Annotated in this window: 15 protein-coding genes; 10 read left to right on the top strand and 5 right to left on the bottom strand. The window is 64.7% G+C overall.

What is annotated here, in order from left to right; all coding sequences use genetic code 11:
* Positions 1 to 7 precede the first annotated feature (7 nt).
* On the bottom strand, positions 8 to 646 hold the full coding sequence (locus B1756_RS10680; protein WP_086888525.1) for an alpha/beta hydrolase: 639 nt from the start codon (positions 644 to 646) through the stop codon (positions 8 to 10).
* 103 nt (positions 647 to 749) lie between these two features.
* On the opposite strand from B1756_RS10680, the gene B1756_RS10675 reads away from it, so the two are divergent.
* Entirely contained in the window at positions 750 to 1,376 is a 627-nt protein-coding gene (locus tag B1756_RS10675; RefSeq protein ID WP_086888524.1) for an IS607 family transposase, read from the top strand.
* Here the strand turns inward: B1756_RS10675 and B1756_RS19885 are convergent.
* Positions 1,339 to 2,430: a hypothetical protein gene (locus tag B1756_RS19885; protein ID WP_228434643.1), complete on the bottom strand. Its 1,092-nt coding sequence runs from the start codon at positions 2,428 to 2,430 to the stop codon at positions 1,339 to 1,341. The genes B1756_RS10675 and B1756_RS19885 overlap by 38 nt on opposite strands.
* Between B1756_RS19885 and B1756_RS19880 the strand changes: the two genes are divergently transcribed.
* The 3 genes from B1756_RS19880 (at position 2,398) to B1756_RS10660 (ending at position 4,651) form a co-directional block, all read left to right on the top strand.
* Positions 2,398 to 3,141 carry a zinc ribbon domain-containing protein gene (locus tag B1756_RS19880; protein WP_228434606.1) on the top strand — a complete coding sequence of 248 codons (744 nt, stop codon included), beginning with the start codon at positions 2,398 to 2,400 and terminating at the stop codon, positions 3,139 to 3,141. The two genes, B1756_RS19885 and B1756_RS19880, sit on opposite strands and share 33 nt — an antisense overlap.
* A 92-nt stretch (positions 3,142 to 3,233) precedes the next feature.
* A complete protein-coding gene (locus B1756_RS10665; protein ID WP_086888522.1) occupies positions 3,234 to 4,079 on the top strand; it encodes a PspA/IM30 family protein in 846 nt (281 codons plus the stop codon).
* Between the two features lie 224 nt (positions 4,080 to 4,303).
* Entirely contained in the window at positions 4,304 to 4,651 is a 348-nt protein-coding gene (locus tag B1756_RS10660; protein WP_086888521.1) for a Cdc6/Cdc18 family protein, read from the top strand.
* 57 nt (positions 4,652 to 4,708) lie between these two features.
* On the opposite strand, the gene B1756_RS10655 is transcribed toward B1756_RS10660, so the two are convergent.
* Positions 4,709 to 5,233, bottom strand: coding sequence for an FxLYD domain-containing protein (locus tag B1756_RS10655; protein ID WP_086888520.1), 525 nt, complete (start codon positions 5,231 to 5,233; stop codon positions 4,709 to 4,711).
* Between the two features lie 124 nt (positions 5,234 to 5,357).
* Here B1756_RS10655 and B1756_RS10650 point away from each other — a divergent pair, with 124 nt between their 5' ends.
* Complete coding sequence (locus B1756_RS10650; RefSeq protein WP_086888519.1) at positions 5,358 to 6,440, top strand: DUF7972 family membrane protein; 1,083 nt, start codon at positions 5,358 to 5,360, stop codon at positions 6,438 to 6,440.
* Positions 6,441 to 6,532: 92 nt separating this feature from the next.
* The gene (locus B1756_RS10645; RefSeq protein ID WP_086888518.1) at positions 6,533 to 7,552 is read left to right on the top strand and encodes a DUF7972 family membrane protein; all 1,020 of its coding nucleotides are present in this window, start codon (positions 6,533 to 6,535) and stop codon (positions 7,550 to 7,552) included.
* On the opposite strand, the gene B1756_RS10640 is transcribed toward B1756_RS10645, so the two are convergent.
* Complete coding sequence (locus B1756_RS10640; protein WP_086888517.1) at positions 7,553 to 8,539, bottom strand: hypothetical protein; 987 nt, start codon at positions 8,537 to 8,539, stop codon at positions 7,553 to 7,555.
* Positions 8,540 to 8,672: 133 nt separating this feature from the next.
* Between B1756_RS10640 and cofG the strand changes: the two genes are divergently transcribed.
* The 4 genes from cofG (at position 8,673) to B1756_RS10620 (ending at position 12,138) form a co-directional block, all read left to right on the top strand.
* Entirely contained in the window at positions 8,673 to 9,845 is a 1,173-nt protein-coding gene (gene cofG / locus B1756_RS10635) for a 7,8-didemethyl-8-hydroxy-5-deazariboflavin synthase subunit CofG (RefSeq protein WP_086888516.1), read from the top strand.
* A gap of 181 nt (positions 9,846 to 10,026) precedes the next feature.
* Complete coding sequence (locus tag B1756_RS10630; RefSeq protein WP_086888515.1) at positions 10,027 to 11,457, top strand: hypothetical protein; 1,431 nt, start codon at positions 10,027 to 10,029, stop codon at positions 11,455 to 11,457.
* Between the two features lie 55 nt (positions 11,458 to 11,512).
* Positions 11,513 to 11,746, top strand: coding sequence for a hypothetical protein (locus B1756_RS10625; RefSeq protein ID WP_086888514.1), 234 nt, complete (start codon positions 11,513 to 11,515; stop codon positions 11,744 to 11,746).
* A gap of 29 nt (positions 11,747 to 11,775) precedes the next feature.
* On the top strand, positions 11,776 to 12,138 hold the full coding sequence (locus B1756_RS10620) for a PIN domain-containing protein (RefSeq protein WP_267128186.1): 363 nt from the start codon (positions 11,776 to 11,778) through the stop codon (positions 12,136 to 12,138).
* 1 nt (position 12,139) lies between these two features.
* On the opposite strand, the gene serS is transcribed toward B1756_RS10620, so the two are convergent.
* Positions 12,140 to 13,519: a serine--tRNA ligase gene (serS, locus tag B1756_RS10615; protein ID WP_086888512.1), complete on the bottom strand. Its 1,380-nt coding sequence runs from the start codon at positions 13,517 to 13,519 to the stop codon at positions 12,140 to 12,142.
* Between the last annotated feature and the right edge of the window lie 4 nt (positions 13,520 to 13,523).

The following is a 13,523-nucleotide window of genomic DNA, read 5'->3' as shown; positions in this document are numbered from 1 at the left end:
TCGAGGGCTACTCGAGCAGGTGTCCCTCGAAGAAGTCCCTGACGGCGTCGGCGATCTCCGGCTGGGTCCCGAGGAAGAAGTGATCGGCCGGTAGCGGGTGAATTTCTGCGCCGCGGTCGCGGGCGCGCTCGACGATCGGTTCCCAGTCGACGGTCGTGTCGCGCTCGCCGTGACAGACCTGCAGTGGTCGGTCGAGCTCGGCGAGCGCCGCGTGGGCGTCGAGATCGTCGTCCGCACCGAGTTGGGCCGTCGGCGCGAGGACGGATACCGCCTCGAACGCCACCTCGAGCCCCGATTCCGACTGGACGTCGACTGCTGCCAGCAGCGAGAGCGTCGCGCCGAAGCTGTAGCCGAACAGGCCGACGCGGTCGTACTCCTCGGCAGCCCACGCGAGGGCGTTGCGAACGTCGGCGCGCTCACCGTGACCCTCGTCCCACGGTCCGTAGTCGAATCGCAGGCAGGCGATCCCGGCGTCGGTCAGCGCGTCGGCGACGGCAACGAGCCGTCCGTCAGTTCGCGACCCCCCGTGCTGGGGATGGGGTGGACAGGCGACGACGATCGCCTCGGTGTCAGACTCGTCGCCACCAGCCGGCTCCTCGAGCGTTCCGCGGACGTCTCGGCCGCCGGGGATCAACACGTCGCTCATAGCCTCGAGCGGGACGCGTGGACGGGTATGCGTTTCGGGTAATGTGACTGTTACAGAATTCAGTACCTGTAAGTAACTACCAGTAGTAACCAGTAACATCAGAATGCCGCGGTTGTACTCGATTGGTGAGTTCGCGGATGAACTCGGTGTTCACGCCCAGACCGTGAAACGTTGGTGCCGCAACGACGATCTTGACTACACCCGAACACCCGGCGGTGAACGACGAATACCACATCGGGAACTTCGCCGACTTGCTGGCGATACTCGTCCGACAGACCGTGTTGTACTCTACGCTCGCGTCTCCAGTCACGGGCAGAAAGACAACGGCGATCTCGACCGCCAACTTGAGCGACTCACAGACTACGCTCACGACCACGGCTGGAGCGTTGAAAATACATACACCGACGTTGGCAGTGGCCTCAACGAAGACCGTCGTGGACTCGACTCGCTCCTTGATGACGTACAAGAAGCCGACTATGGACGCATTCTCGTCACCTACGAAGACAGACTTACTCGCTTTGGCTTCTCGTATCTCGAACGGTATTTCGACTGCTACGGTGTCACCATCACTGTCATCGAAGACGAGACGGACAAATCAGCACAGGAAGAACTTGTTGACGACCTCATCAAACTCGTCGCCAGCTTCAGCGGCAAACTCTACGGAATGCGTTCATCGAAAAAGAAACAGGTTGTCAACACCGTCGAATCTGAGGTGAAAACCGATGAGTGACCACCTCTCGCTCCCGATTCACCTCCCAGATGAGGACGACAAACGATTCGATCGACTGGCAACACTCACCCGTCGTGTCGCCAACCATGTCCTTGAAGACCACTGGACGCCAGTCCATCTGGACGGCATTGCCGACGCACCGCATCAGGCATGGAATTACTTCGATGAACACGAACCGTTCGACGAACTCGGCCTGTATCTCCCCTCGCGGTTTCGACGGTGCATCTTGCAGAAAGTCGGTGAAACGCTCCGAAGTCACGCCGACCGCCGAGACGCCTTCCAGTCCTTCCAAAGCGTGTTGCCCGACCATAAAATCCGACGTATCCACCGTCGTCGCATCAAAGAACAACTCTGGGGTGACGGTGACTACCTCTCGTCGGGATACGTGGACATCCTCATCGACCAACTCAACAGCTACTACGACCGTCATGGCACGTATCCTGCCACGTATTTCGAAATGCAGGACTGTCCAGAGTACGATAGCGGCGTATTGCCGTTTTCTGCGGACGACGGCCCAACGAGCGGCCAAGCCGTCAAATACCAGTACGACACCGACAGTGAGACGCTGACCATTCGTCTCAAGACACCGGACACGCTGTCGCCGGAGACACGAGGTGACTGGTCGTGGACAGAGTACGAGCGTGACGGCTACGAGGCGTTTCATGACCTCCTCGCTCACGGCGATCTCTCGGCTCCCGAGTTTCAGCCCGCTCGTCGAAAGACCGGTGACACCTATTACGAACTGTCCTTCCCCGCCGAAGTCGAACACGCGGAGACGACTGACGGCACAGACTGCGTACTGGCGCTTGACGCCGGGATGCGAAAAGACATGACTGCCGTGGTGGTCACTGACGAGGGTGAGCAACGATCCACGCCACAGTTCATCCAGTTCACAGACCGCGAGAAGATGCGACGACTGCACCGCGAACGTACCCGCCTGAACGACCGCCTTGCCGCGTCGCGCCGTGGCGGTCGCTCGCATACTGACGAGTTCGCCCACATCCACAGTGAGTACGAGCGAGTGAACAGCAAGATCCAGCACAAGCGCGATCAACTAACACACGACGTCGCAAACCAAGTCCTCGCACTTGCACTCGCCTACGACGTAGACGCCATCGTCCACGAGGATTTGCGGTCGCTCTCCCCGCCGAGTGACGAAGGCACGTTGTCGTGGGAATTGTCGTCGTGGGCGCGTCGAGACATCATCGAAAAAATCGAATACCGGGCAGAGTGTGCCGGTCTCGCTGTTGAGCGAGTCTATCCACAGGGAACAAGTCGGTCGTGTCCCCGGTGTGGCTCAACCGGCCACACCTGCAAGTCACCCGACCACCAGCAAGAACACTGGTGGGGCGGGCACTTCCGGTGTGACAACGCCCGGTGTGGGTTCGAGGGCGACCGGGACTACATCGGGACACTGAACGTAGCTCGCGTGTTCTTCAGCGACACGGACGAGCTAGACCACGGTTTCACGTCCTCCTATACGGGGGATTCTGAAATCGTGCTAGCTGGCCGTTCCGCTGGTGAGCAGTCCGATGGACTGCGATCCTCGTCAGAACTCCCTTCTGACGCTGGCACGCGGCTCACGTTCGGATCTGGCATCGTCGCCTACGAACCTGAACAGGCAGCGGCGACCACTGGTGGTGGGTCGGCTGTCATAGCACCCGCTGTCGTCTTGCCCGAGTCGAATGCGGATGGGAGTGATGGACGCGGACCAGTCGTCCAACAGTGTACCCGTTTTGTACGGTGTACTACTGAAAGCTACTGAAAATTGGAACGGTTCTCGAGGTCGCACGCGAGGCACTTCGTGGACTGTCGTTGAAGTGATGTTTTTAAGGGTGACGAGCAATAGGTACGACTATGGGCATCCTCTCTCGGACCTCCTACGTCATCCGGTCGAAGATCAACTCGCTGCTCAACCGGGCCGAGGACCCGACGCAGACGCTCGATTACTCTTACGAGCAGATGCGCGACCAGCTTCAGGACGTCAAACGTGGGATCGCCGACCTCACCACGCAGAAAAAGCGCCTCGAGATGCAAAAGCGTCGGCTCGAGGACAACGTCGAGAAACACAACGAACAGGCACGAACGGCGGTCCAGCAGGACCGGGAAGACCTCGCACGGCGGGCGCTCGAGAAGAAGAAGACGAAGATGAACCAGATCGAGGACCTAGAGCGCCAGATTTCGGATCTCCAGAGCCAGCAGGATCAGCTCATCGAGCAGAAAGACGAGCTACAGGCACGCATCGAGGAGTTCCGAACCAAGAAGGAGACGATGAAAGCCCGCTACGAGGCCGCAGAGGCGAGTTCGACCGTCTCCGAAGCGATGACTGCGACGGGCGAGGAGTTCGAGGACGTCGGCCGCGCCATCGAACGCGCCGAAGAGAAGACCGAGGACATGGAGGCCCGGGCGGCCGCGCTGGACGAGCTCCACGAGTCCGGCGCGTTCGACGACGTCCTCTCCGACAAGGACAACATCGACCGGGAACTCGAGGAACTCTCGGCAGGCAGCGGCGTCGAAGCCGAACTCGAGACGCTCAAGTCCGAGGTCGGCGGCGACGAGGGCGAGAGCGACGCTGAACCCGCGGGCGCGACCGAAGTCGACAGCGAGGTCGACGAAACCGAGCTCGATGACCTCGAGTCGGACGTCGAGGATGGCGAAATCGAGGCGGAACTCGCCGAACTCAAGGACGAAGAGTCCTCCTGAGGCCCGGGAGACGACCAGCCACCGCTCCCTCCCGCGTCCGAGAGACGGGTGCACTCGAGCCGGGAGCCGATCCATTTTCCGTCGACCCAGGAGTACAGTTTCGAGAGGGCCGATGGCGCCGCAGACGGCTCGTCGGTCGTCGATCGCCACCCGGAGCGGGACGGTCGGTCTCACTCAGTGTGACATGTACCAACAATTACCACTGTTGGGCACCTACGGAGGGTATGGCAACCGATTCGATCGGCGATTCGCTGTCGGTCACCGAGCAGGTCGTCCTTCTCGGCGTCGTCTCGGTCCACCGGTCAGGTGAGCTACCGGTTCAGACCCACGACCTCCGGGGCGCCTGTCGACGACTGGTCGACGACCTCGAGGCGGACCTCGTCGGCACCCCGACCGAGGCGGACGTGATGCGCGCGCTCTACCGACTCGAGGACGAGGGCGTCGTCGAGGAGGTCGAAGAAGGATCGACGTCACCGACCGGGAAGGGCCGACCCGCCTATCGGCTCGGTCGAGAGCCGGAGGCGGTGCTCGAGGCGGTCGACGACGACCTCGTCGAGGGGGCACTCGAGTGAGGGACCGTCCTCGAGGAGGTCCACGAGTGACGCAGCCGGGCGGCTACGGGGCCAGCGTCAGGACGGGGTCCCGAGCACCGCCACGTCGTAGGCGTCGATCTCGGCGGGCGACTCGAGGACGACGACTTCGAACGCCCACCCCGTCTCGGGCTCGAGGTCGCCGACGGTGTCGACGTACCGGCCGAGCTGGTCGCCGTCGCCGTAGACGCGGGCGCGGACCTCCGCGAGCTGGATTCGATCACCGCCGTCGTTCCGGACAGTTCCCTGAACGATCGACCCACGGTAGTCGTCCTCGAGCACGAAGTCGTGGTCCTCGAGTTCGAGATCGCCGATCGGCGTGACGCTTTCGTTGATCTCCGTTTCGGCGAGGGCTTCCGCGGCGACTGTCTCGTCGGGCGACCGTGGGCCGCCGTCGACGTCGACGGTTCCGTCCTCGTAGGCCGGGGCGTCGTCGCCGAGGACGTCGGTGCAGCCGGCGAGTGCGACAGCCACTCCAGAGCCGAGGCCCGCGAGGACGCGCCGACGGTTCGCTCGAGGACGTGACGTGCGCGACGCTCCCGACGGCGTTCGCTGGCGGGTCATAGACGACGCGAGGGCGCGAACGCATTTCAGTCCGTAGCTTGCGGACCTGTTCTCGGCGCGCTCTGGGCCCGTGTCGGGATGTGCAACGCGGGGCCTTATCGACGAGACCGCTGAACGAGGCGGCATGGGGTCCACAGACCGCGACGAGACGATCGGCTCCTACGGGACCGACATCGGGAAACGGACGAACTCGTGGACCCGGTTACGGGACTGGTTCCTCGTCGAAGCCGATCGGCTGGTCGTCGCGGGGACCATCTCGCTGGCGACGTTCGTCGGCTTGCTCGTACTGAACGAACTCGGCCTGATCGCGTTCGTCAACGACGATTCGATCACCCGGCTCGCCGGCGGCATGATCGCCGGCACGTTCTCGCTCGTCACCCTCGTCGTCTCGATCAACCAGCTCATCCTCTCACGGGAGTTCACCGCCGCCGGCGAGTCCGAGTCACAGATCGAAGGCGTCGTCGACTTCCGACAGGACGTCGCCGACGTCGCGGAGATTCCGGCCGCGCCGGCCTCTCCCACGCGCCTGCTCGAGGTGGTCGTCCACGCGATCGGCGATCGAGCCGAGGCCCTCTCCGATGCGGTCGCCGATCACGACGCGTCGGTCGCCGACCCGATCGACGCCTACGCCGCCGAAGTCCGAGAGAGCGCCGATCGAATCGACGACACCCTCGAGCACACCACCTTCGGCACGTTCCGTGCAGTCTCGGCAGCGATCGGCTACGACGACGCCTGGCACCTGTACGCGGCACGGCACATTCAGGGACGCTACGGCGAGCAGTACTCCCGGGAGGCCCAGGAGGCGATGGAGGAGCTAATCGACGCGATCGAGCTGTTCTCGGTGGCTCGAGAGCACTTCAAGACGACGTACCTGCAGCGAGAGCTCACCCGATTTTCCCAGCTGACGATCTACTGTGGGGTGCCGGCGGTGCTGTCAGCGATGATCCTCGGCTTCGTCTACGCCGACCCGACGGGACCGACGATCGCCGTCGGCGCTCTGCCGTGGGTCGCGAGCGCCCTCGTTACGATCGTCATTTCGCCGCTCTCCCTGCTCACGGCGTACATCCTCCGGACGGCGACGGTGACCAGACGGACCGTCTCCACGGGCCCGATGCTCCCCCAGAAAGATCCGGACGAAGGGCCGTTCGAGGTAGAAGCCGGCGACGGACGCGGGACCGGCAGCGGAACCGGAACTCCCTCCGACTGAGCGCCCAGTATGGACCGTCGCCCTCGCCACCACCCTGAGCGTGACTGCCGGGCGTGAACTTTTGGTCGGCGACGTGGTCGATCCATCACTCGATGAGCGATTCGGACACAGACGATGGCGAGAGCGACCGGCTCGGGGGTCCACGACTCTGGATACTACTCCGGGTAAACCGCTGGGTGCTGACCACTGGCATCCTGTTTGCGGTCTTTGTGGTCCTCGTCGGTGCCAGCCAGCTCGGACTGACGCCGCTTCGCACCATCGTCGAGAACCAGGACGGCCTCGAGTTCCTCTTCTCTGCGTTCATCGGCGCGATCATCACGGGGACCTCGATCGTCGTCACGATCAACCAGCTCGTCCTCTCACAGGAACTGGGTGCGGTCGGCGAACAGCGCGAGCGGATGGGCGAGGCGATGGGGTTCCGACAGGACACGGAGGACACGATCGACGAAGACGCCAGCCCGCCCGAACCCGCCGCGTTCCTCTACGAACTTCTGGATGGCGTCGAGAGCCGGGCGAACGAACTCGAGACGGAGATGGAAGACGAGCGCGACGAGGAGGTTCGCGAGAAGATCGCCGACTACGTCGAGGACGTCACCGGGAACGCAGACGAGGTCAAAGACGACCTCGAGGACGCCCAGTTCGGCACGTTCGAGGTGATCTGGGCTGCCCTCGAGTTCAACTACTCGCGGAAGATTTACGACGCACGAAAGATCCGCGCCGATCACGAGGGGTCGCTCTCGGACGAGGCGAACGAGAAACTCGGCCACATGATCGACACGCTGAAACTGTTCGGGCCGGCCCGGGAACACTTCAAGACGCTGTACTTCCAGTGGGAACTCATCAACCTCTCGCGGGCGCTGCTGTACATCGCGGTGCCAGCGCTGACCGTGATGGCGTTCATGATCATGTACATCGACGCCAGCGCGCTTCCCGGGACGACGCTGGGCGTGGACAACCTCGTCTGGCTCACGAGCGCTGGCTTCGTGATCGGTATCTCGCCGTTCGTCGTCTTCATCGTCTACATCCTGCGGATCGCGAGCGTGGCGAAACGCACGCTGGCGATGGGGCCGTTCATCCTCCGGGAGTCACAGCGAGACGAGGATCTGGGCTGACTACCAGCCGGGAACGAACTCTTCGGGCCTTCGGTCCGGGCCGACGTCGTCCGGGAGAACGGCCCACCCCAGGTCGTCCTCGCCGGGCGTCGCGTCGTCGAACCCGTCGGCCGGGTCGGCCGGGTCGAGGTCCCGGTACTCCGCCGGGGGCGCGTCGTGGGCGTAGACGCCCTCGGGATGGTCGACCGTCCAGACGTGCATCATGCAGGGCGTCCGGCAGGGAAGCTCGAGGTCGCCGTCCTCGAAATCGCGTTCGTAGGCCTGCCGGTAGAACCACCAGGCGAAGCGACCGGGGAGGCCGGCGTGGTAGTGCCAGGGAGCACAGCGGCCGTCGTCGCGGTCGGGGAGGTGGTGGTCGTGGTCGTCGTGGTGGTCGTGACCATCCCCGGTGTGACCGTCCGCAGGGTCACGTTCGCTCTCGAGATCCAGCGGCTCCCCGGCGTCCGGCCTGCGGACGGGTCCCGCAAAGCCGTCGTCGTCGGCCTCGAAGACCGTCGGTGCCTCGACCGGGTCGCCCTCGAGCGTCGCGACGAACATCACGCCGATCGATCGCCACGATTCGTTGTCGACGAGGACCGACTCCGGCCGCCCGGGATCGAGCATCACGTCGTCGCCGACGTACTCCGGCGAGAGCCAGTGTGACCAGCCGTCCTCGCCGTCCGAAAGCGTGTCGAAGTACGGTTTGAACCCCGCATCGGCCAGCGCGCTCGCATCTGGATACCGCTCCTCGAGCGTCTCCGCGACGGCCGACTGCAACTCGAGGGTCGCCGGGTGGTCGTCGTCGCAGGCGTCCGTGCTCGCGCCGTCGCAGGGACCCATACTCGGTCGGATCGTCGCCTCGGAACACCGGCCCGTGAAAGCGGGCGCGGGGTCGGGATCCGTGGCGCTCGCCTGGCCGATCCCGGCGGCCGAGATCGATACCGTGGTCGCCGTTGCGCGCAAGAGCCGCCGTCGAGAGACCTCCGTGCCGTCAGGACTGTCTGTCATTCCAGCACGGACCACACCGAGGACGTACCTAAACGATGTTGGCGATCGTAGCGACTGTGGGGAGCGGTGATCGGTTCGACGCCCTCGAGCCCGAAGGAAGCCCTTATGGGTCGTCCGACGACACTCAGAGACGATGATTCAGGGGGCAGGCGAGTACGGCGTCGACCTCGAGATTGCCGACGCAGCGATCGAGGATCTCCTCGCAGTGAGTCCCGCGGACGTCTCGGCCCCCGACCGACTGACCTTCGCGCGGAACGTGTTCGTGCCGCTGACGACTGCCTGTCGCTATACGTGTACCTACTGTACCTACTTCGACCCGCCGGGGCAGGCCTCGCTGTTGAGCCTCGAGGAAGTTCGCGAGATCTGTCGGCGCGGCGCGGACGCGGGCTGTACGGAGGCGCTCTTTACCTTCGGTGACGATCCGGACGACCGCTACACGGAGATCCACCGGCAACTCGAGGCGTGGGGCCACGACTCGATCCACACCTACCTGCGCGAGGCCTGCGAGGTCGCCCTCGAGGAGGGCCTGTTACCGCACGCGAATCCGGGCGACCAGACCCGCGAGGAGATGGCTGCCGTCGCCGACGTCAACGCCAGCATGGGGACGATGCTCGAGACGACGGCCGACGTCGCCGCCCACGCCGGGCCCCGGACGAAGGTGCCCGGCCAGCGCCTGCGGACGATCCAGAACGCGGGTGAACTCGACGTGGCGTTCACGACCGGCATCCTCGTCGGCATCGGCGAAACGTGGCGCGACCGCGCCGAGAGCCTGCTCGCCATCGCTGAACTGCACGACCGCTACGATCACGTCCAGGAGGTGATCGTCCAGCCCGTCCGCGAGAACGACCGCTGGTCCGGCGGGGAACCCGACCTCGAGACGATGCGTCGTGTGACGGCGATGGCCCGCGCGGCCCTCCCCGAGGAGGTGTCGGTGCAGGTGCCGCCGAACCTCGTGGCCGCGGGCGAACTGATCGACTGCGGCGTCGACGACCTGGGCGGGGTCTCGCCCGTGACCGACGACCACGTCAACCCCGACTACACGTGGCCAGCCCTGCGCGAACTCGAGGCGATCGCCGACGACGCTGGCCTCCCGCTGGTCGAACGACTGCCGGTCTACGAGCGATTCCTCCCGCCAGCGCTGCGTCCACGGGGATTCGACGGCGAACCCGCAGAGACGGCGACGTCCGGCGACGACGATCGTGAGTGGATCGCGCTACCGGTTCGCGAGGCGATCACAGCCGACGACGCGGCCGGTGCCCGCTACCGACGCGTGCTCGACGATCGGTTCGTGACCGGCAGACGGTAACCAGTTCGTGAGTGGCAGTCGGCGATCGTTACCCACCGGAACGGGGCCATTTACTAACCCGTTACTTCGGTGATACATCGGCGATGAATTTCGTGCTAGCCCTCCCCGCCACGAGCGCGCTCGCCGACGACCCCGATTTCCGGGAGCGTGATACCGCGTGAGCGGTCGACGTGCTGGGGCGATGGTCGCTCTTCTCGTCCTCGCGAGCGTCGCCGGCGTCGCATCCGTCGGCGTCGACGGCGTGACAGCCCAGTCCACCCACGACGCCGGGGGCGACTCGAGCGACACGTACGTCGTCGAGCAGGCTGGAACGTGCCACGAAATCCAGCCGCTCGAGACCGGCGGCACAGTCGAAGGGTTCTACGACTACCGAAACCACGAGACCCACCCGGACATCGACGACAACGAGTACAGTTCCTACGGGACGACCCACCTCCAGCGAGACGACACGAGCATCCTCATGCTTCACGAGGGGACCGACGGAACGAGCCTCGTCGCAGTCCACGATCGACTCGGGGGAGCGACCGAGGGCGGCGTCGTCTCGTTCAACGTGGTCGGCGTCCCGCCCGAGGCCGACTGGGTCGTCAGGGACGACGAGTACCGCGGTGAGACCAACATGGCCGAGTGGCACGCCGGTCACGGCTGGCTCGCGGCCGACTGGATCTGGGCCGACGGTCGCACCGACGGCGGGGCGATCCGCGGCGGCCTCGAGGACGACCTCGCGCTGACGATCCACCCGGCGTTCAACGAGGCCTCCCCTTTCTACGACGACCCGACGCTCCACGACCCCGACTGGCACGGCGACGGCCGGATCGCCGAGTGGCACCTCCTCTCGGGCGACGCCAACCAGCCCGAGCGAATCCCGCTGGCACTCGACCAGCCAGTGACGATCCGGTCCGGAACGTGCGACGAGCCAGCGGTTCGGTACTACCGGACCACGCAGGGCGTCGGTGCCAGCGTCGACGGCGCGTCCGGCGCAGACGGCGACGCCCTCGAGACCCTCGAGGGCGCGAGCGACGACGTCCGATTCGAAGGGGTCGAGTTCGCCGGCGTCGATTCTGCCGAGTCGGTGCGCGTCAGCGACGGGGCGGCGGGTGACCGCGAGGGGCCGGCTGACGCTGTCGTCCTCTCCGCGATCGACGTCCGGGAAGACGGCAACGCGGCCTCCGGAACCGTGAGGGCGAGCGTCTCGACGGCGTGGCTCGAGTCAGCCGACCTCGCAGCCGCGAACGTGACCATCTACGCCGGAGCAGGTGGCGAGTGGACCGAACTGGACGTCGCCCACCACGCAGACGGCGACCGGTACGTCCTCGAGGCGAGTGGACTGACTGCACCACTCGAGCACGTGGTCGTAGCCGTTCCCGACGACGTACTCGAGGAGTCGGAGACGTGGCCAGCGGACGACGACTCGAGTTCGGAGGGCGAACGTGACGACACGGGCGAAGACGACGAAGGAGGCACCGAGTCCGTCGAAGACGCCGACTCGAGCGTCGACACCGACGTGGGGAGCGACGTCCTCGAGTTGTCCCCCGCCCCGTGGCTCGTTGTCCTCGTCCTCGGGTCCGGCCTGACGCTCCTCTCGGCTGCGTACTGGATGCGGTCGGGTCAGTGACTCGAGAGACGCGCTCGAGCGAACGCTTTTTGGCTCGTAAATCGTAATTTACAGCATGACCAAGATGATTCGCGTTCCCGACGAGTATCATGCGTGGGTGAAAGCCCACAATCGGGATGACGAGACGATGTTCGAGACCTTGAGGCGACTGACTCGTGAACCGGATCCAGAAGCACTCGCGGGGATTCTGTCGTCAGACGAGGTCGAGGAGGCTCGAGCGGCAGCCGAGCGGTTCGGTGGTCGTGATAGAGAACGCTGGAAGCGGGCCCGGGAGGCGTTCGAGGAGTGATCCTCGACACGTCGTACATTTTCGACCTCATGGATGGGTCACGAGCAGCGCTCGCTCTGGGGCACGATCTTACAGAATCCGGAGAAGTCCAGTGGCTGCCCACACCCGTCGTCGCGGAAGTATACTACGGTGTCACCTGCACGAAAAGCGACGACGAGCGCCGACGGGTTCGAAATGCACTCCTCGGCTATCCGCGGGTAGACATCAACGAGGAGATTGCCAGGACCGCGAGCACGTTGCTCGCTGAAGCTGACAGAGACGCAGGTGGTGACAGCGGTGTCGAGACGAACGACGCCTATATCGGTGCCATTGCCACTGTTCTCGACGACGCCGTACTGACAGCCAACGAGACCGACTTCGAACGACTCGGTGTCGACGTCAGAACGTACTGACCTACTCGCGTTCGCCCGCACCCAGCGCGCTCTCGCCGACCTTCTCGTGGCCCTCGATGATCTCTTTGCCGCCCATGTACGGCTGCAGCGCCTCGGGGACCGTCACCGTGCCATCGTCGTTCTGGTAGTACTCGAGGATCGCGACCATCACGCGCGGGAGCGCGAGTCCCGACGCGTTCAGCGTGTGGAGGTACTCTGCGGACTCGTGGCGTTCGGGGCGATAGCGCAGGCCAGCCCGACGGGCCTGGAAGTCCTCGAAGTTCGAGGCGCTCGAGACCTCGAGCCAGCGCCCGCCTACGTCGGGGCCGTCGTCCATGTCGTCGCCGGGGGCCCAGACCTCGATGTCGTAGGTCTTCGCGGAGGCGAAGGTGAGATCGCCGGTACAGAGTTCGAGAATGCGATAGGGAAGTTCGAGCCGTTTGAGGACCTCCTCGGCTTCCTCGAGCAGGCTCTCGAGGCGGTCGTAACTCTCCTCGGGTTCGACGAAGTTGACGAGTTCGACCTTGTTGAACTGGTGGACGCGGACGATGCCGCGGGTTTCGGTCCCGTGCTCGCCGGCTTCACGGCGGAAGTTCGGCGTGTAGGCCTGGTGTTTCAGCGGGAGGTCGTCGTTGAGGAGGATTTCGTCGGCGTACATGTTGGTGACCGGGACCTCCGCAGTGGGGCAGAGCCAGAGGTCCTCGTCTTCGTATTCCTCCTCGTTGCTGCCGCCCAGTCGGTAGGCGTCGTCGGCGAACTTCGGCAGTTGTCCGGTGCCGCGCATCGATTCGCTCTTGACCGGAATCGGCGGGAAGAGGTCGACGTAGCCCTGCTCGCGGTGAACGTCCATCATGAACTGGACCAGCGCGTGCTCTAGGCGAGCGCCGTCGCCCTTGAGGAAGTAGAAGCCAGAGCCGGTGGTCTTGGCGGCACGAGCCTCGTCGATGATGTCGAGGTCCTCGCCAAGTTCGTAGTGGGGCGTGACGTCGTCGGGGTCGACTCTGAGATCGTCGAACCCCCAGCGGCGGTCCTCGACGTTGTACCGCTCGTCGAGTCCCAGCGGGACGCTCTCGTCGGGGACGTTCGGGACCTCGAGCATCCGTTCTTCGAGGTCGGCTTTCAGCTCGGTGGCCTCGGCCTCGACGTCCTCGATCTGGTCTTTGAGTTCCTTCGACTCCTCGATGGCCTGCTCGCGTTCGTCGACCTTGCCCTCGGCGACCAGTTTGCCGATCCGTTCGGTGACCTGATTTCGCTCGTGACGGAGTTCGTCGCCGCGGGCCTTGAGTTCCCGCCAGCGTTCGTCGAGCTCGAGGATCTCGTCGACGTCGACGTCCGCGCCGCGGTTTTCGACGGCGTCGCGTACTTCGTCGGGGTGCTCGCGCAGGTAGGTCCGGTCGATCATTGCT

It is taken from the genome of Natrarchaeobaculum aegyptiacum (assembly GCF_002156705.1).
Classification (GTDB): Archaea; Halobacteriota; Halobacteria; order Halobacteriales; family Natrialbaceae; genus Natrarchaeobaculum; species Natrarchaeobaculum aegyptiacum.
Note: the sequence above shows the minus strand (reverse complement) of the source record. Positions and strands in the feature narration are given on the sequence as shown.

Bases quoted from the DNA above. Each gene is read 5' to 3' on its own strand.
- B1756_RS10640 (WP_086888517.1), bottom strand. From the start codon at position 8,539: ATGACAGACAGTCCTGACGGCACGGAGGTCTCTCGACGGCGGCTCTTG.
- B1756_RS10645 (WP_086888518.1), top strand. From the start codon at position 6,533: ATGAGCGATTCGGACACAGACGATGGCGAGAGCGACCGGCTCGGGGGT.
- serS (WP_086888512.1), bottom strand. From the start codon at position 13,519: ATGATCGACCGGACCTACCTGCGCGAGCACCCCGACGAAGTACGCGAC.
- cofG (WP_086888516.1), top strand. From the start codon at position 8,673: ATGATTCAGGGGGCAGGCGAGTACGGCGTCGACCTCGAGATTGCCGAC.
- B1756_RS10630 (WP_086888515.1), top strand. From the start codon at position 10,027: ATGGTCGCTCTTCTCGTCCTCGCGAGCGTCGCCGGCGTCGCATCCGTC.
- B1756_RS10625 (WP_086888514.1), top strand. From the start codon at position 11,513: ATGACCAAGATGATTCGCGTTCCCGACGAGTATCATGCGTGGGTGAAA.
- B1756_RS10680 (WP_086888525.1), bottom strand. From the start codon at position 646: ATGAGCGACGTGTTGATCCCCGGCGGCCGAGACGTCCGCGGAACGCTC.
- B1756_RS10675 (WP_086888524.1), top strand. From the start codon at position 750: ATGCCGCGGTTGTACTCGATTGGTGAGTTCGCGGATGAACTCGGTGTT.
- B1756_RS10655 (WP_086888520.1), bottom strand. From the start codon at position 5,233: ATGACCCGCCAGCGAACGCCGTCGGGAGCGTCGCGCACGTCACGTCCT.
- B1756_RS10665 (WP_086888522.1), top strand. From the start codon at position 3,234: ATGGGCATCCTCTCTCGGACCTCCTACGTCATCCGGTCGAAGATCAAC.
- B1756_RS10660 (WP_086888521.1), top strand. From the start codon at position 4,304: ATGGCAACCGATTCGATCGGCGATTCGCTGTCGGTCACCGAGCAGGTC.
- B1756_RS10650 (WP_086888519.1), top strand. From the start codon at position 5,358: ATGGGGTCCACAGACCGCGACGAGACGATCGGCTCCTACGGGACCGAC.
- B1756_RS10620 (WP_267128186.1), top strand. From the start codon at position 11,776: ATGGATGGGTCACGAGCAGCGCTCGCTCTGGGGCACGATCTTACAGAA.